13 protein-coding genes and 1 tRNA gene are annotated in these 16,332 nt (G+C 72.6%); 5 read left to right on the plus strand and 9 right to left on the minus strand.

The features are described from left to right. Positions 1-52: 52 nt before the first annotated feature. Positions 53-1,123 carry an alanine racemase gene (locus BJ959_RS01395; RefSeq protein ID WP_341799834.1) on the plus strand — a complete coding sequence of 357 codons (1,071 nt, stop codon included), beginning with the start codon at positions 53-55 and terminating at the stop codon, positions 1,121-1,123. A gap of 88 nt (positions 1,124-1,211) precedes the next feature. Here the strand turns inward: BJ959_RS01395 and BJ959_RS01400 are convergent, their stop codons facing one another. The 7 genes from BJ959_RS01400 to BJ959_RS01430 form a co-directional block, all read right to left on the minus strand. Next, positions 1,212-4,778, minus strand: a complete 3,567-nt coding sequence (locus BJ959_RS01400; RefSeq protein ID WP_153981057.1) for an error-prone DNA polymerase — start codon at positions 4,776-4,778, stop codon at positions 1,212-1,214. Positions 4,779-4,820: 42 nt separating this feature from the next. Continuing rightward, positions 4,821-6,407, minus strand: coding sequence for a DNA polymerase Y family protein (locus BJ959_RS01405; protein ID WP_153981056.1), 1,587 nt, complete (start codon positions 6,405-6,407; stop codon positions 4,821-4,823). Next, positions 6,407-7,255 (minus strand): hypothetical protein, encoded by an 849-nt coding sequence (locus tag BJ959_RS01410; protein WP_183321817.1) that lies wholly within the window; start codon positions 7,253-7,255, stop codon positions 6,407-6,409. Before BJ959_RS01410 ends, BJ959_RS01405 begins: the two co-directional genes overlap by 1 nt. A 178-nt stretch (positions 7,256-7,433) precedes the next feature. Further along, positions 7,434-8,258: a hypothetical protein gene (locus BJ959_RS01415; RefSeq protein WP_153981055.1), complete on the minus strand. Its 825-nt coding sequence runs from the start codon at positions 8,256-8,258 to the stop codon at positions 7,434-7,436. After that, positions 8,248-8,847, minus strand: a complete 600-nt coding sequence (locus BJ959_RS01420; protein WP_153981054.1) for an RNA polymerase sigma factor — start codon at positions 8,845-8,847, stop codon at positions 8,248-8,250. The genes BJ959_RS01415 and BJ959_RS01420 overlap by 11 nt, the downstream gene beginning before the upstream one ends. Positions 8,848-8,897: 50 nt before the next feature. Further along, entirely contained in the window at positions 8,898-9,719 is an 822-nt protein-coding gene (locus BJ959_RS01425; protein ID WP_153981053.1) for a hypothetical protein, read from the minus strand. Between the two features lies 1 nt (position 9,720). Further along, the gene (locus tag BJ959_RS01430; RefSeq protein WP_153981052.1) at positions 9,721-11,016 is read right to left on the minus strand and encodes a folylpolyglutamate synthase/dihydrofolate synthase family protein; all 1,296 of its coding nucleotides are present in this window, start codon (positions 11,014-11,016) and stop codon (positions 9,721-9,723) included. Here BJ959_RS01430 and BJ959_RS01435 point away from each other — a divergent pair. Beyond that, entirely contained in the window at positions 11,005-11,379 is a 375-nt protein-coding gene (locus BJ959_RS01435) for a DUF2834 domain-containing protein (protein ID WP_153981051.1), read from the plus strand. The genes BJ959_RS01430 and BJ959_RS01435 overlap by 12 nt on opposite strands. Here the strand turns inward: BJ959_RS01435 and BJ959_RS01440 are convergent. Next, positions 11,297-12,988 (minus strand): hypothetical protein, encoded by a 1,692-nt coding sequence (locus BJ959_RS01440; RefSeq protein WP_153981050.1) that lies wholly within the window; start codon positions 12,986-12,988, stop codon positions 11,297-11,299. The genes BJ959_RS01435 and BJ959_RS01440 overlap by 83 nt on opposite strands. 144 nt (positions 12,989-13,132) lie before the next feature. Continuing rightward, positions 13,133-13,217, minus strand: a tRNA-Leu gene (locus tag BJ959_RS01445). 90 nt (positions 13,218-13,307) lie between these two features. On the opposite strand from BJ959_RS01445, the gene BJ959_RS01450 reads away from it, so the two are divergent. From BJ959_RS01450 to BJ959_RS01460, 3 genes are all read left to right on the plus strand, one after another. Next, a complete protein-coding gene (locus tag BJ959_RS01450; protein ID WP_153981049.1) occupies positions 13,308-14,657 on the plus strand; it encodes a M20/M25/M40 family metallo-hydrolase in 1,350 nt (449 codons plus the stop codon). Between the two features lie 27 nt (positions 14,658-14,684). Beyond that, the gene (locus BJ959_RS01455; protein WP_153981048.1) at positions 14,685-15,551 is read left to right on the plus strand and encodes an undecaprenyl-diphosphate phosphatase; all 867 of its coding nucleotides are present in this window, start codon (positions 14,685-14,687) and stop codon (positions 15,549-15,551) included. A 251-nt stretch (positions 15,552-15,802) separates the two neighbouring features. Then, positions 15,803-16,072 carry a DUF6199 family natural product biosynthesis protein gene (locus BJ959_RS01460; protein ID WP_153981047.1) on the plus strand — a complete coding sequence of 90 codons (270 nt, stop codon included), beginning with the start codon at positions 15,803-15,805 and terminating at the stop codon, positions 16,070-16,072. Positions 16,073-16,332 lie beyond the last annotated feature (260 nt).

A 16,332-nucleotide genomic window follows, 5' to 3' on the forward strand; every position in this document is an offset into this window, starting at 1 on the left:
GTTTGGCCCAGATCTGGCACCGTTCGCAGTTCGCGGGCGCGATGATGGGGGCGTGCGCGATACCCCCTACCTCGCCGTCGACGAGCAGCTGCTCGAGGCCAACCTCGTCGCCATGGCCGAACACGCCCGGCAGCACGGGCTCGCCCTGCGCCCGCACGCCAAGACCCACAAGACGCCCGAGATCGCGCGCCGCCAGCTCGCCCACGGTGCAGTCGGGCTGACCGTCGCGACCGTCGGCGAGGCCGAGGTCTTCGCCGACGCGGGGTTCGACGACCTGTTCATCGCCTACCCGGTGTGGGCGGAAGGCCCCCGCGCCCAGCGACTGCACGACCTGGCCGGGCGCGTGCGGCTGCGCGTCGGTGCCGACTCGGTGGCCGCGATCGGGATGCTCGCGCGCGCCGCGGCCGGTGACGGGCATCCCGTGCCGCTCGCCGTGATGGTCGAGGTCGACAGCGGGCACCACCGCTCGGGCATCGAGCCTGCACGGGCGGCCGAGGTGGCCGCCGCCGCGCTCGAGCAGGGTCTCGCCGTCGACGGCGTCTTCACCTTCCCCGGGCACTCCTACGACTCCGACGCGGCCGATCGCGCCGCGGCCGACGAGCAGGCGGCGCTGCGGGTCGCGCGCGACGCGCTGCTCGGCGTGGGCATCCCGTGCCCGGTCGTCAGCGGCGGGTCGACCCCGAGCGCGGGAGCGAGCCGCGGCGACGTGCTGACCGAGCTGCGGCCGGGTGTGTACGCGTTCTACGACGCCCAGCAATGGGAGCTCGGCACCGTCGGCCACGGCCGCATCGCCCTGACCGCGGTCGCCACCGTCGTCAGCCTGCGCGGCGATCGGGTGGTCGTGGATGCGGGCAGCAAGATCCTCTCGCCCGACCGCCCGGCGTACGCGAGCGGGCACGGGCGGCTGCCCGCGCAGCCCGGCGCCCGCGTCGTCGCGCTCTCGGAGCACCACGCGACCATCGTCTGGCCCGCGAACGCAGCTCTGCCCGCGCTCGGCGAGCGGGTGCGCATCGCCCCCAACCATGTCTGCACGGCGATCAACCTGGTCGACGAGCTCGTGGTCGAGCGCAGGGGGGCCGAGACGAGCGTGTGGGTGGTGGCCGCGCGCGGCCGCAACACCTAGTCGAGAAGGGCCACAGATTCCCCGCTCACCGGTGGATGCCGAGCGCTGAGGCGCCCGTGTGCGCCAGATCTGGCCGGGATCGGAGCGGTCACCGGAAGTCGCGGCTCGGCATCGTGACCCGAAGCGGCAGCTGCTCGACCCGGTCGGCGACGATGGTGACGACCCCCTCGGGCGAGCGCTCGAGCGTGCCGCGCACGATGAGGGCGCGGCTCTCGCGCACCGTGCGGCGGTAGCGGCCCCACAGCCCGACCGAGCAGATGACGTTGACGAGCCCCGTCTCGTCCTCCAGGTTGAGGAAGGTCAGGCCGCTCGCCGTCGCGGGCCGCTGCCGGTGGGTGACGACACCCGCGACCTCGACGCGGCGCCCCGGCTCGGCGCGGCGCAGGTCGCGCGCACTCAGGACGCCGCGCTCGCGCAGGGCCTCGCGCACGAACCGCACCGGATGATCGCCCGGTGCCATGCCCGTCGACACGAGGTTCGCCACCATCAGCTCGTAGTCGTCGAGCGGCGTGAACAGCGGCGGCTGCACGGCCGTCACCACGCCCGGCAGATACTCGGGGCGCGCCTGCGCCGCGGCCCCCGCCGCCCACAGCACCTCGCGGCGCGAGAGCCCGAGCACGTCGAAGGCTCCCGCCGTGGCGAGCGCCTCGACCTGCGCGGCCGTGAGCCCCGTGCGGTAGACCAGCTCGGTGAGGTCGCGGTACGGCCCGCCGCGGTCGCGCTCGGCGACGATGCGCTCGGCGACCGCGCGGCCGATTCCCGTCACGCCCGCGAGCCCCTGCCGCACGGCGAGCGCACTGTCGCGCCGGTGGCGGGCGCAGTCGTCGAGGTCGCCGTCGGTCGAGTCAGGGTCGAACGCGGGCACGGGCGGCTGGTGGCGATGGAGGCACTGCTCGAGGCCCGTGGGGTGCGCGCGGCGAGCATCCGTCGGCAGCGGCTCGACGGGCGAGGAGACCACCAGGTCGAGGCGCTCGAGCCCCGCATCCACCCCCGAGCGCAGGATGCACGGGGTGCGCACCTCGACGCCGTGCCGCTCGGCGTCGGCCGTCAGGGTGGCGGGGGAGTAGAAGCCCATCGGCTGGGCGCGCAGCAGCGCGGCAAGGAAGACGCCCGGGTAGTGCAGCTTGATCCACGAGCTCGCGTAGACGAGCAGTGCGAAGCTGATCGAGTGGCTCTCGGCGAAGCCGAAGTTCGCGAAGGCCTGGATGCGGCCGTAGATCTCATCGGCGAGCTGCCCGGTGATGCCGTTGCTCGCCATGCCCGCGTAGAGAGTCTCGCGCAGCGACTCGATGCGCTCGAGGCCGCGCTTGCTTCCCATGGCGCGGCGCAGCAGGTCGGCGTCGTCGCCCGTGCAGCCGCCGACCGCCATCGCGACCTGCATGAGCTGCTCCTGGAAGATCGGGACGCCGAGCGTGCGCTCGAGCGGCTCGACGAGCTTCGGGTGGTCGTAGGTGATCGGCTCGCGGCCGAGCTTGCGGCGCACGAAGGGGTGCACGGCCCCGCCCTGGATCGGCCCGGGCCGCACGAGCGCGATCTGCACGACGAGGTCGTAGAACTTCCGCGGCTGCAGGCGCGGCAGCAGTCCCATCTGGGCACGGCTCTCGACCTGGAAGACGCCGATCGAGTCGGCGCGGCAGAGCATGTCGTAGGTCGCCTGCTCCTCCTTCGGCAGGGTCGCGAGCTCCCACCGCTCGCCGAGATGCTCGTCGGCGAGGTCGAAGGCGTGCTGCAGGGCGGCGAGCATGCCGAGCCCGAGCAGATCGAACTTCACGAGACCCATCCAGGCGCAGTCGTCCTTGTCCCACTGCAGCACCGTGCGCTTCTCCATGCGCGCGTGCTCGATCGGCACGATCTCGCCGACCGGCCGGTCGGTGAGCACCATGCCGCCCGAGTGGATGCCCAGATGCCGCGGGTAGGTGAGCACCTGCTGCGCGAGCGCCACGACCGGTTCGGGGATGTCGTGGTCGTCGCTCGAGAGCACCGCGCCCCACCGCTCGACCTGGCGCGACCAGGCATCCTGCTGGCCCGTCGAGTAGCCGAGCGCCCGCGCCATGTCGCGCACGGCGTTCTTCGGGCGGTAGGTGATGACGTTCGCCACCTGGGCCGCGTTGCGGCGGCCGTAGCGTTCGTAGACGTACTGGATGACCTCCTCGCGCCGGTCGGCGTCGAAGTCGACGTCGATATCCGGCTCTTCGTCGCGCAGCGCCGAGAGAAACCGTTCGAAGGGCAGCGTGTAGCCGATCGAGTCGACCGCCGTGATGTCGAGCAGGTAGCACACGGCCGAGTTCGCGGCCGACCCCCGGCCCTGGCAGAGGATGCCCCGGGAGCGGGCGAACTGCACGATGTCGTGCACGATCAGGAAGTAGCCGGGGAAGTCTTTGGCCTCGATGACGTCGAGCTCGCGCGCGATGCGGGCGCGCACCGCGTCGTCCGCGTCGGGGTACTTCTGCGGCACCGCCCGCCAGACCAGCTCGCGCAGCCAGCTCATCGGCGTGTGGCCGGGCGGCACCTCCTGCCGGGGCAGCCGCGGCTTGGCCTGCCGCAGGCTGAAGCCGAGCGCATCGGCCAGCTCGACGCTGCGCGCGACCGCCCCCGGGTACCGGGCGAACAGCCGCTGCATCTCGGCACCGCTGCGCAGGTGCGCCGTGCCCGCCGCGGGAAGCCAGCCCTCCATGTCGTCGAGGCTGCGGCGGGCGCGCAGGGAGGCGAACGCGGTCGCGAGCGGGTACCGCGCCGGAGTGGCGTAGTGCACGGCCCCCGTCGCGACCGTCGGCAGGCCGCGCTCGGCGGCCAGCGCGGCGAGCACGTCGTTGTGCACGGTATCGAGCGGGCGGCCGTGATCGAACAGCTCGACGCAGACATTGGATGCTCCGAACCGGTCGACCAGCGCGTCGAGCTCGGCGGCCGCCGCGGCGATGCGCGCGCGCGTCGGCCGCGCGCGGGCGACGCCATCCGTCACCGCACCCTCGGGGCCGCGCCGCAGCGCCTGTTCTTGCCGGAACAGCCGCCCCTCCAGCGCCGACCGCACCGCGCCCTTGCGGCAGCCGGTCAAGACCAGCCAGTGATCGCCCGCGGTCGCGTCGCCGCCCCGCCCGGCGTGCTCGGCGAGCACATCGAGGTCGTACACCGGGCGACCCTTCTCGGCCCCGGCGAGCTGCGCCTGGGTGATCGCGCCGGCCAGCCGGTGGTAGCCCTCCTGGCCGCGGGCGAGAACGAGCAGGTGCGTGCCCTCCGGGTCGGCGACACCCTGCTGCGGCCCGGTGAGGTCGAGCGACAGCTCGGCGCCGAACACGGTCGTCAGGCCATAGGGCTCGGCCGCCTCGGCCATGCGCACGACGCCATAGAAGCCGTCGTGGTCGGTGAGGGCGAGACCGTGCAGGCCGAGCCGGGCGGCCTCCTCGAGCAGCTCCTCCGGGCTCGAGGCGCCGTCGAGGAAGCTGAACGACGAGTGCGCGTGCAGCTCGGCGTAGGGCACGACCGTCTCGGGGTCGGGCCGCTCGAGCGCGGCGGGGCGGTAGGGCGCACGCTTCTGCGACCAGGCGGGCGAGTCGCCCGCGTCGCCGCCGAGCGGCGGGCTCGAGCCGGGGCGCTGCCCCTCCCGCAGGGTGCGCTCGAACTCGCTCCACGGAATGGGCGGGTTGTGCCAGCCGGCCATCAGTGCCGCCCGCCCTCAGCGCCGCCCGCGCGGCATCGGTGCTCAGTCATAGCGCGCCTCCGCCCACCAGTTGCCGCCCTCGAGCACGAGCAGCCAAGCGATGCCCGCGGCGTCGACGACCTGCAGGCGGTGCAGGCGGCGACGACGGATGCTCCACCACTGCTCGTCGAGCGGCCACGGCCCCGCCCACGAGCGGATGGGCCGCGGCGCCCCACCCGCGCCGGGGGCGAAGGCGGCGGGCGCGGCCGACAGGCGCATCCGCTCATCGATGCCGATCGCGGCACCTTCTCCGTCCACGACGCTCACCGGATGCCTCGTCGGGAATACGGTGCTCGGCGCCGGCTGCGGCAGCGCCCCGGGCCACGGTCGCTCGAGGGGCCGCGTGCCGGCCGCGCGATCGCCCCAGGGCACGAGCAGGGCACGGTCGGCGAGCGTGCGCCCGCCGATGCGGCGCGGGGTGAGAACGGCCTCGTGGCCGAGCAGGCTCTGCACGCGCGAGAGTGCGTGGTGCACGCGCTCGTCGGGCGGTCCGCCCCAGAGCCCCGGCTCGTGGTGGGCGAGATCGTCGACGCTCTCGGGCGCGATGCGCACGCGCGTCACGGCCGCTCGCAGCCCGGGCCCGCGGTCGGCGTCGGCCTGTGCACGAGAATCGCGGGCGCCCATCGTGCGCGTCTCACCGCTGAGCTGCCACCGCACGCGGTCGACGATCTCGCTCGCGCGGAACGAGCGCGGGTGCAGCCAGGCGCGGTCGCTCTCGATGCCGTGCTCGTCGCGCACGACGATGCGGATGGCGGTCGCGACGAGCAGCCGCGCGGTGAGCGCCTCGACGAGCTCGTCGGCGAGCTGCCGGACGGCGAAGGCGACCTGGTCGACGCGGTCGAGGGGCGGCTCGAGCTCGAGCACCCGTTCGAGGTCGGGCGGGGGAGTGCGCGGCACGAGCGGGGTCGCGTCGGCGGCGCCCGCGAGCGCGTGACGGTGAGCGCCCGCGGCCCCGAAGCGGTCGCGCACGGCGGCGGCGGGCAGGGCGGCGAAGTCGCCGAGCGTGCGCACCCCGAGCCGGCCGAGCAGCGTGGCGAGGCCGGGGTCGCCGAGCGTGCTGACCGCGAAGGGCGCGAGGAACGGCCCGGATGCTCCCGCCGGCACGATGCGCAGCCCGCGCTCACCGTCTGAGGTGCTCGCCGTGCGCGCCGCGAGTTCAGCGGCGAAGGGCCCGTCGGCGATGCCGATGCGCACGTCGTCGGCCTCGGCCGCGAGGGCGCCCCGTAGCGCGAGCGCGGCGGCCTTCTCGCCGCCGTAGTACCGGGCGGGGCCGCGGGCGGCGAGGGCGATCAGCCCCGGCAGCACGACCTGCACCCCGGCGACGAGCCCTTCGACGATGTCGATGAGGGGAGAGAACAGACGCTGATCGCGGCCCTCGTCGAACGGCACGATCTGCAGAGCCGGGCAGAGCGATTGGGCTTCGCGCCGGCGCTGCCCGGCACGCACCCCTTCTGCACGGGCAGCAGATGAGCAGGCGATGACACGGTTGGCGCTGATGACGGCCAGGGCCGCCCCTGACGGGGCCAGCCCCTCGCGCACCGCCCCGGTGACGGGCCAGTCGGGCAGCCAGAGCACGAGGGTGCGCTGCATCAGCCCACGCGCCTCGCGGCGTCGGGTTCGACCCCCTGCCAGCGCTCGCGAGCCCGCTCGGCTGCCCGGTCAGCGGCAGCACCCCGATCGAGGCGACGGATGCCCAGCTCGGCGTCGGGCAGCAGCAGCCGCCCGCTGCGAGGGCGGCCGGCCTGCTTGGTGGTGACGGTGAGGGTGACCTCGCGCTCGCTCAGCAGCCCGTGCCCGTCACCGAGCCCGGACCAGCGGCTCTCAGTGACGCTGATCATGGCCTCGGCCTGGGGCCAGGGGCCGAGCACGAGCAGGGTGGCGCCGCGCTCGCGCAGCCGACCGGCGAGCTTCGCCACGGCGGCATCGCTCGCCGCACGGCCGGGCCGCACGACGACCACCCCGATCGCGTCGGCGATGGCCGCGGCGACGGTCAGCCAGGCATCGCCGGGGTGCGGCACGAGCACGAGCCGATCGAGATCGATGCCCATGCCCTCGGCCGCCTCGACCCCGAACTCGGGCATGCCGATGACGGCGCACCACGAGCCGGCCTGCGAGGGCCCGACGAGCAGCGCCATGACGAGGGCGCTCGAGGGGCTGAGGGCGTAGACGGCGCCCTCGCGCAGGCCGCCGCCGGGCAGCAGGTCGGCGATGGCCTCGTGCGTGGGCATGAGCCGCGTGTCGAGCCGCGTGCGCTGCAGCGCGTCGATGCGGGCCTGCAGCTCGTGCACGGTCTCGACCGCGCGCACCCGGGCCGCGCCCCGCGCAGCACCCGCGCCAGCACCGACATCCGCACCACCACCAGCGCCGACAGCGAGGTCGACAGCGGGGTCGACGACGGGGGAGAGCGCGAGGGCGGGCACCTCTCCATGATCGAACATACGTTCGAATATGGCAACTTGCACCGACATTCGCCCGGCGTGTCGTGAGGGGCACGTGATGATGCCGAAGCCCTTCCAGAACTGCGGATGCTCGTGAATCAGCATCACGTGCATCCGCAGTTCTGGAAGGGCAGACAACGACCGGGCCGGACCGCAGAGCGAGCGCGCCCGGCCAGACTCACTCGCGCGAGAGCTGCCAGCCCATGTCGAGCTCCATGAACTCAGCGGCGTAGCAGCGCGCGTCGTCATCGCCGGAGATCGCCTCGATGCGGTAGTCGACGACGTCAGCCTCGCGGTCGATCACGGCGACCGACCAGCCGCTCGCCTCCATGCAGGCGACGTAGCGATCAAGGCCCGCGAGGTACTCCTCGCGCGTGACGACACCGTCGGCGAGAGCATCGCGTTGCGCCGCCGATGCCTCGACCGGTTCGGGCAACACAGCCCACGACACCCAGACGACGTACCGATCGGCGCCCTGCCCGCGAACCGAGACCGACTGCGGGCCATCGCCGCTCAGGTCGAAGCTCAGGTCGAACAGCTGACTGAAGCCCCCGGCGCTCTGCACGCCCTCGCTGGCCGTGTCGCACTGCACCCAGCTCTCGGGCACGTCATTGATCACGATGTCGTACCGCCCGACGTCGAGGCACTGCACCCGCAGGGCGAGACCCGTGGCCTCCGCGGGACGATCATCGAGCTGAACGACCGTCTCACCCGAGCCGGTGACCACCAGGGGAGCCCCGAGCATCTCTGCGCCGGGGAACGAGATCAGGCGCAGCTCCTCCATCGAGAGCTCGACGGTCGAGGTCGGCGTGAGCATCCCGGTCGCCGCGACGGCGCCGCCGGTGGTCGCCCCCGCCAGTGCGAAGGCGAGCACGGCGGCGACCGCAACGCGGCCTGTCGTTACCGCGGGGGCCCGGGGCGCCGATTCGGCCGCCTGGGCGACGAGCTCGGCGCGCAGCGCGTCAGTACGCGAGGGGATGCGGGGGTCGGTGTCAGGCGTCATGAGCGGCTTCGTCCAATCGAGTGAGCGGTGCGGCGGGGGGCGAGAGTCGGTCGGCGAGGCGGCGCTTCGCCCGGGAGAGGCGGGATTTCACGGTGCCCACGGGCAGGGCGAGAACATCAGCGGCCTCGCGGTCGCTGAGGCCCTCGAGCACGCAGAGCGTCACGACCTGGCGATCGGCGAGCGAGAGCTCGCGCAGCGCCGCGCTCGCCGGCCCGTCATCATGGCGGTCGGCGTGGTCGGCCACGGGCTCGCCGGGCGGCAGCTTGGCCAGCAGAGCCCGATGGCGGCGAGCACTGCGGGTGAGGTTCTGGGTGACCCGCGTGGCGGTGACGAGCAGCCAGGGCAGCAGCGAGCCGTCGACGAGGCGAGCATCCGTCCGGCGGCGCCACGCCTCCAGGAAGGTGATCGCGACGGCGTCATCGGCGTCAGCGGGAACAGGTACGAGCCGCAGCACGTGCCGCTGCACGCGATCGCGGTGCCGGTCGAAGACGCGGCCGAAGGCCTCGCCGACGCCGTGCTGGGCCAACGCCCAGTCGACGTCGTCACGCTCACGTTCGACGCAGGCACTGTCGGCCGGAGGGATGCTCATACCCTGTAGTGTCCGGCATCGCCCGAACGGTTCCCCTCCCGCCGAGACCGTCAGCCGAGCTCGGTCACCCGCCGCCGCAGGAAGGCCGCGCCCGCGGCATCGTGCACGAGATCGCCCTCGACGACCACGTGGTACGGCCGGTCGAGCATGCCGTCACCGGGGCGCACGTCGAGGTGCGCGACCGGGATGCCCCGCCGGTGCACCTCATCGGCCATCCGGTAGTCCGACCGCGAGTCGCCGGCTGACCACCAGCGCTCGGCCGTGACGCCCCGCGCGGCGAACCAGTCGAGGGCCCGAGCCGCCCCGCGGTCCTTGTCGAGCAGCACCGATTCGACGTCGGTCGAGATGATCGTCGAGTCGCGGCGGAAGCCGGGGCCGGCCGCGAGCGACACGAGCAGGGCATCCACGTCGGCATCGAAGTGCCGCTGGGCCTGCTGGTACACCGCCGACGGGACGTCAGTGCTCTGCTCGATCGAGATCATGACGTGCTTGCCCTCGTCGACGAACATCGTGTCGGCATACCGCTCGCGGGCGAGTCCCTCGACGGCCGTGCGCACCGCATCCGGCACGGCGACGACGGTGTCGATCTCGAGCGGGCCGAGCCCGTGCGGGGTCACCGGCGCCCAGCAGCCGCCCTTCTCGAAGACGCCGAAGACGTGCGCCCCCGCATCCAGCCCGCTGGCCACGAGAGGCGCCACGACCTGCTCGCGCATGAAGGCATCGCTGCGGCCGGTGATGAAGGCGATCGGGATGCCCGCTGCCGCGAGGGTCAGCAGGTCGCGCGTGATCGTGTCGATCGCGATGCGGCGGGCGATCGGGCTCGCGATGGGGCCGTCGACATCGAGCAGCAGCCCGAACGGTGCGGTCGGCATGTCAGAGCACCCGATCCGTGTCGACCCCGAGCTGCCGCAGCACGTCGGCCGAGAAGCTGGCCGTGCCGATCGCGAGCACCACCGGCGCCGCGCGCAACAGAGCGGGCAGCTCGGCAGCCGTCGCCCACTCGCCCGGCCACTCGGCGCGCTCGGGGTAGTGCAGGTGCACCCGCTCGAGCGCGACGAACACGACGCGGCCCGACAGCCCGGCGGCGACCGCGCGGAAGCCGTCCAAGTCTTTCGTGCGCGGCACCGACACGAGCGTCAGAGGCGGGAAAGCGCCCGTCTCGCGCGCGACGTGGGCGAGGGCGTTCTCGAAGCCGTCGCGGCTGATCGCCGAGTCGACGAAGACGGTCGAGGGGGCGCCCGGCCCCTCGAGTTGGTGCCGGGAGAGCCGCCCGGGGTAGTGCACCCGAGCCGCGGCTGCCCGCACCTGCGCGGGGCTGGCGTCGGGACGGCCGAGCTCGGCGAGGAGGCGGCGCGCGGCGTGCATGCCGTGGGCGGCATTCATCCCGCCGAGGCCGGGCCCGACCGCGTCGGCATAGTCGGCGCGCACCGCTTCGTCGACACGGATCCGCTCGGCACCGATCGCCTCGGCATGGGCGCGGATGACCGCCTCGGCCTCCTCGCTCTGCGCGAGGTGGGTGATGAATCGGGCGCCGGGGCGCGCCGCGCCGACCTTGTCGCCAGCGATCGCGGCGATCGTGTCACCCAGCAGGTCGGTGTGCTCGAGGAACACCTGGGCCATCGCGAGGCCCGTCAGCCCGACGCGGCCCAGATCGTCGCGACGACCGCCGATGCCCGCCTCCAGCACGAGCGCTTCGCAGCCGACCGCCGCGAAGTGGGCGAGCCCGGCGGCGAGGAAGAACCCGCTCGGTCCGAGGTAGCCCTCCGTCGGCTGCGGCAGGGTTCGCAGCGCGGCATCCACCCGCTCGAGAAGCGCCGCGTAGTCGCTGACGGGCAGCACCGCACCGTCGACCCGCAACCGGTCGCGGTTGGTCACGAGCCCCGGGCTGAAGACAGTGCCGACCCGCAGCCCGGTCTCGACCAGCAAGGCGGAGGCGTACGCGACCGTGGTTCCCTTGCCTTTCGACCCCACGATGCCGAGGGCGGGCGACGCTCCGGCCGCGGAACCGAGGTGCTCGGGGTCGAGGCCGAGCGCCGCGCAGAGCATCCCGAACCGGCGGGGGTCGGCGCGCTGACCCTCCGGCCGCGCGGACCACTCGCGGAAGGCCGTGCGGGATTCGAGGTCGTCGAGGTCAGCAGGCACCGGCACAATGGCGTCATGACCCGTCACTCGAGCCTCCTCCAGCACTGGAACAGCCGCGCCATCGTGTTCCTCATCCTCGCGATCGCCGGCCTCATCGGCACCTGGACCTACAACGTCATCGCCATCATCGAGCGCACCGACTTCTTCGGTGACTGGTTCGGTAGCGGCCCGGCGGTCAGCTCGCTCACGATGGACCTGCTCATCATGGCAGTCGCCGGGTGCGCCTTCATCGTCATCGAGGGGCGCCGCCTGGGCATGCGCCACCTCTGGGCCTACATCGTGTTCTCGGGCCTCACCGCGATCGCGTTCACGTTCCCGCTGTTCCTGGCCAACCGCGAGCGGGAGCTGCAGCGCCGGGCAGCGTCGGCGGCGGAGACGGCCACAGCCTGATCACGCGCTCGATGAGCGCGGCCGTGCGCTGCGAGACGTCGCCATCCGGATCGACGACCGGGGCCTCGCTCAGGGTCAGGTTGCCCAGCACGAATCGGAGCATCGGGGCGACCGCGTCGTCGCCGCTGGGCTCGGCATGCAGCAGCACCACCCGCGCGGCGCCGCGCTGCACGGACCCCGCCCCGACGCCCGCTTCCGTGAGGCCCTCCATCAGCACGCGGGCGACGCTCTCCGGCAGCTCGAGCGCGATCGGGCGGGCCGGGAGGACGAGCCGCAGGTCGTCATCCGACGGCCAGTAGTGCGCCTCGTCATCGACCCGCGCACGAAGGATGCGACCGACCAGATCGACCGCAGGGCCCTGGGCGAGGTTGCTGAAGATGGTCTGCCACCCGGTCCCGGCTCCGGAGACCGGCAGCCCGGTGAGGACGCGACGGACAACCCAGCTCTCGAGCAGGGCGAGCACAGCGAGCTTCTCCTCCTCGGGCAACGCACGGCGCTCATCGGCCTCGAGCCAGAGCAGCACGGCGATGCCCTCCGCGCACCCGAGCACGCTCATCCGGTCGAGGAAGCGCGCGCGGACGTCCTCGGCGCGCGCCGGATCGCGACCGGCCTCGGCCAGCTCGCGGACCAGACCGCCCTCCGTACGAAGGCGACCCATCAGGTCGAGAGGCTGAGCGGTGCTGAGGTGCAGGTACCGGTGGAACGCGGGGGCGAGCTCGCTGCCGGTCACCACCCGGAGTGTGCGCGCCATCACCCAGGCGCGCGCGAGCTGCTCGAGACGAGATTCGGTGCCCGGCCGCCCTCCGGCCGGCTCGGCCCACCAGGGGTCGGCGAACGGGGCCAAGAACGCCTGGTAGGCGCGCCCGGAGGCGTCCTCCGGCAACGCGAGAGCGTCGAGAAGGGTCTGGCCGATGATGTCGACCGACGTCACGGCCGTGCCGCCCTCGGCCAGCTGGCGCGCGATGCGCAGGGGGTTGTCGACCGGACGCGCCTCGATGACGATGACGCGCAAGCGGTGCTGGATCACACGGGCGAGCCGCTGGGCGCGATCCATGGCGTCGCCACTCGCCAACCAGCTGCGGGCGGCATCGAGCAGCCAGGCGTGGGCGGCCGTGATGCCGGAGGACCCGAGATGCCCGGGCTGCAGGAGACGCGCGTCGAGGGTGAGGCGGTCGATGAACTCCTGTCGATCCTCCCGGCTCGGCAGCACGACGTGGCGGTGCTCCTCGTCAGCCACCGCACTGGCGGGGTTCTCGAGCAGCTCCTCCAGAGTGCGGGCGACCATGGTCGCCCCCTGATCGGCCATGGCCCGCCGGGCGGCATCGATGATGAGCTGCCAGGCGACCAGTCGGTGCCGGCCGTCGACGATGATCGACTCGTCGAGACCGATCCGGGTGCGGGTCGGGGTGAGAAGCACGATGGCACCGCCGAAGACGGTCTCCGCCTCATCGCCCACGACCGGATCCCCTTCGGCGAGGCGCGCGAGCTCGGCCCAGGTCTCACGCACGGCCTCGAACTGGGCCCAGCGGGAAGGACCGAGGAAGTCGGGCGAGCGGAGGTGCACCGTCCGCCCGAACAGCTCGGACAGGTCGAGAACACGGATCCTCATGGCCTCACCCTAGCCACGCCCCCGCGGGCCGGAAGGGCCGAAAGTCACGGATTCAGAGGGCGCGTCGAGGGTCTCCGACCGCTGCCTCTCGGAGGGACAACGCGGAATGGCCCCGGAGATTCTCCGGGGCCATTCCGACCAGCGTGCGCGAGGGGGGACTTGAACCCCCACGCCCTATACGGGCACTAGCACCTCAAGCTAGCGCGTCTGCCAATTCCGCCACCCGCGCTGGTCTGGTCGCGAGCGCCGAGGCGGCGCGACCGGAGACGACATTAGCACGAATGAGAACGCGCCTGCCGCGCCCGGTAGCGTGGACGACATGGCCCAGGATGCGGAGCGCGAGCACCCCGACGGCGCGACCCTCAGCCGCACCGCCCGCATCGCCCGCGACCTGATCCGGTTCGACACGACGAACTACGGCGAGGGCCGCAGCAACGGCGAGACCGAGGCCGCCGGGTACGTCGAGGCCGAGCTGCGGGCCCTCGGGCTCGACCCGGTGCTGATCGACGCCGCCCCGGGGCGCACGAGCGTCGTCGCGCGTGTCGCGGGGCGGTACGAGCATCACGTCGATCGATCTCGCGGCGAGCGCCCGGCGCTCGTCGTGCACGGCCACCTCGACGTCGTGCCTGCCGACCCGGAGAACTGGAGCGTCGACCCTTTCGGCGGGGTCGTGCGCGACGGCATGCTGTGGGGCCGCGGTGCGGTCGACATGAAGGACATGGACGCGATGATGCTGACCGCGCTGCGGGAGGTCATCGAGAGCGGCGGGCCGAACCGCGATCTCGTCATCGCGTTCTTCTCGGATGAGGAGAACGGCGGGGTCTACGGCTCGCACCACCTGGTCACCGAGCATCCGCAGCTGTTCGCCGGCGCGACGGAGGCGATCAGCGAGGTCGGCGGCTACTCGGTCGACGTTGACGGCCGCCGCGCGTACCTGCTGCAGACCGGCGAGAAGGCCCTGGTCTGGATCAAGCTCGTCGCCCGGGGCACGGCAGCCCACGGCTCGCGGGTGATCACGAACAACGCCGTCACGAAGCTTGCCGAGGCGGTGGCGGCGCTCGGCCGCCGTCAGTGGCCGCTGCACCTCACCGCCACGACACGACAACTGCTGGCCGAGCTCGCGCGCATCCTCGACGTCGACCCCGAGCAGCTCGGGCCCGACGAGCTGCTGCTGCGCTCGGGCACCGCGGCGGGCTTCCTCACCGCGACGATCCGAACGACGAGCAATCCGACGCTGCTGCAGGCGGGCTACAAGCACAATGTGATCCCCGACCGGGCCGAGGCGCTCATCGACATCCGCACCCTGCCGGGGGAGGAGGACGCGGTGCTCGCCGAGGTGCGCGAGCTCGTGGGCGACGACATCGAGGTCGTCGTCATGCATCAGGATGTCGGGCTGGAGAACCCCTTCGCCGGCGACCTCGTCGAGGCCATGGTTGACACGCTGCGCCACCACGACCCGGAGGCTGACGTGCTGCCCTACCTGCTGAGCGGCGGCACCGACAACAAGGCGCTCAGCCTGCTCGGCATCACCGGCTACGGCTTCGCGCCGCTGCAGCTGACCCCCGAGCTCGACTTCCCGGCGATGTTCCACGGGGTCGACGAGCGCGTGCCGCTCGCGGCCCTCGACTTCGGCCATCGTGCCCTCACCGATCTGCTCACCCGCTACTGAGATCGCCGCACAGGAGAACCCCGCCCCATGAACCTGCTCGACGCGATCATCCTCGGCCTCATCCAGGGCCTCACCGAGTTCCTGCCGATCTCATCGAGCGCGCACCTGCGCATCGCGGGGGAGTTCCTGCCGAGCGCCACCGACCCGGGGGCGACGTTCACCGCCATCACGCAGCTCGGCACCGAGCTCGCGGTGCTGCTCTACTTCTGGAAGGACATCACCCGGATCATCGGCAAGTGGTTGCGGTCGTTCGGGCCGCGGTCGGGCTCGCACGCCGCAGGCGGTGAGCGGGGCGTGCCGCGCAACGACCCCGACGTGCGCATGGGATGGCTCATCATCATCGGCACGCTGCCGATCGTCATCGTCGGCTACCTCGCGCAGGAGTACATCCGGGACACCTTCCGCTCGCTCTGGCTCGTCGCCATCGTGCTCATCGTCTTCGGCGTGCTGCTCGGCCTCGCCGACTGGCTCGGTCGCCGCACGCGCGAGCTGACCGACCTGACGTACCCGCACGGCCTCGCGTACGGGCTCGCGCAGATGCTCGCGCTGATCCCGGGGGTCTCGCGCTCGGGAGCGACGACGACCATGGGGCTCGCTCTCGGCTATACCCGCCCGGCCGCGGCGCGCTACGCCTTCCTGCTCGCGATTCCCGCGGTGTTCGGTAGCGGCCTCTACGAGCTCGTCACGGCGATCCGCGAGCCCGGCTCGAGCCCGTTCGGCTGGGTCGAGATCGCGGCGGCGACGGTCGTCGCCTTCGGCGTCGGTCTCGCCGTCATCGCCGGACTCATGGCCTACATCTCGAAGCGCTCGTTCCTGCCCTTCGTGATCTACCGGCTGCTGCTCGGCGGCACTCTGCTCGTGCTGCTCTCGACCGGCGTGCTCGACCCGCTGTAGCGCGACTTGCGCTCGCGGGCGACCCCGCGCGATCATCCGCGCATCTCCACAATTCAGGAGATGGCGCGCGCCGATGCGGCTTCAGGATGCTCCACCGGCGTGTCGCGGACCGTGGAGTCACGCGACTCCTGAGTTGTGGGGATCGGCGCCGGTGCCGACAACGCCACGAGAGTCGCGCTCAAGTCCGGCGAAGCCTGCCTGGTTTCGACGCGCCCCCCATACTGAGGTACCGCGAAAGTGAGGAGTGGCTCGTGAGTGACCTGGTGGCGCCCCTCTACCTCGTGTGGCTTGTGACGATCGTCTTCATCGCACTCGGCCTCGTCTCCTTGATCTCTCCGCGATCGGTCACCAGGTTCAACGCTTCCCTCTTTCGGGCCTTCGGACAGCACAAGAACGAAGAGCGAGCGCTCGCCCCATCTCAGGTCTTGCAGGCTCGAATCGGGGGCGGAATCGCTCTCGGCATCGGCCTCTTCATGGTTTTCTACCTGACCGTCCAGCCGCTGCTGACTCCGACCGGTTAGCGCGAGCTGGTCGGTAGGCGTTCGGCGCGCTGCGAGCATCCCGGCCTCTTGTCCACAATTCAGGAGACGGCGACTCCCGATACGGCTTTCGGATGCTCTACCGGCGTGTCGCGGCCGGCGCCAAGTCTCAACTCCTGAGTTGTGGAGATCAGCACTCGACGAATCGGCGTCGGGTGTCGCTCACGTTGGCTAGTCGGCGCGACACGCCGCGCAGCTCGGGCGACACGCCGAGGTGCGCCGCGAAGTACCGGGGTGGCGCG

The organism is Microcella frigidaquae, assembly GCF_014200395.1.
Classification (GTDB): domain Bacteria; phylum Actinomycetota; class Actinomycetes; order Actinomycetales; family Microbacteriaceae; genus Microcella; species Microcella frigidaquae.

What these genes read in the sequence shown, in the direction of transcription:
- BJ959_RS01435 (WP_153981051.1), top strand. Translation starts at nt 11,005, where the DNA reads ATGACCCGTCACTCGAGCCTCCTCCAGCACTGGAACAGCCGCGCCATC.
- BJ959_RS01425 (WP_153981053.1), bottom strand. Translation starts at nt 9,719, where the DNA reads ATGCCGACCGCACCGTTCGGGCTGCTGCTCGATGTCGACGGCCCCATC.
- BJ959_RS01415 (WP_153981055.1), bottom strand. Translation starts at nt 8,258, where the DNA reads ATGACGCCTGACACCGACCCCCGCATCCCCTCGCGTACTGACGCGCTG.
- BJ959_RS01450 (WP_153981049.1), top strand. Translation starts at nt 13,308, where the DNA reads ATGGCCCAGGATGCGGAGCGCGAGCACCCCGACGGCGCGACCCTCAGC.
- BJ959_RS01420 (WP_153981054.1), bottom strand. Translation starts at nt 8,847, where the DNA reads ATGAGCATCCCTCCGGCCGACAGTGCCTGCGTCGAACGTGAGCGTGAC.
- BJ959_RS01440 (WP_153981050.1), bottom strand. Translation starts at nt 12,988, where the DNA reads ATGAGGATCCGTGTTCTCGACCTGTCCGAGCTGTTCGGGCGGACGGTG.
- BJ959_RS01455 (WP_153981048.1), top strand. Translation starts at nt 14,685, where the DNA reads ATGAACCTGCTCGACGCGATCATCCTCGGCCTCATCCAGGGCCTCACC.
- BJ959_RS01405 (WP_153981056.1), bottom strand. Translation starts at nt 6,407, where the DNA reads ATGCAGCGCACCCTCGTGCTCTGGCTGCCCGACTGGCCCGTCACCGGG.
- BJ959_RS01410 (WP_183321817.1), bottom strand. Translation starts at nt 7,255, where the DNA reads ATGTTCGATCATGGAGAGGTGCCCGCCCTCGCGCTCTCCCCCGTCGTC.
- BJ959_RS01400 (WP_153981057.1), bottom strand. Translation starts at nt 4,778, where the DNA reads ATGGCCGGCTGGCACAACCCGCCCATTCCGTGGAGCGAGTTCGAGCGC.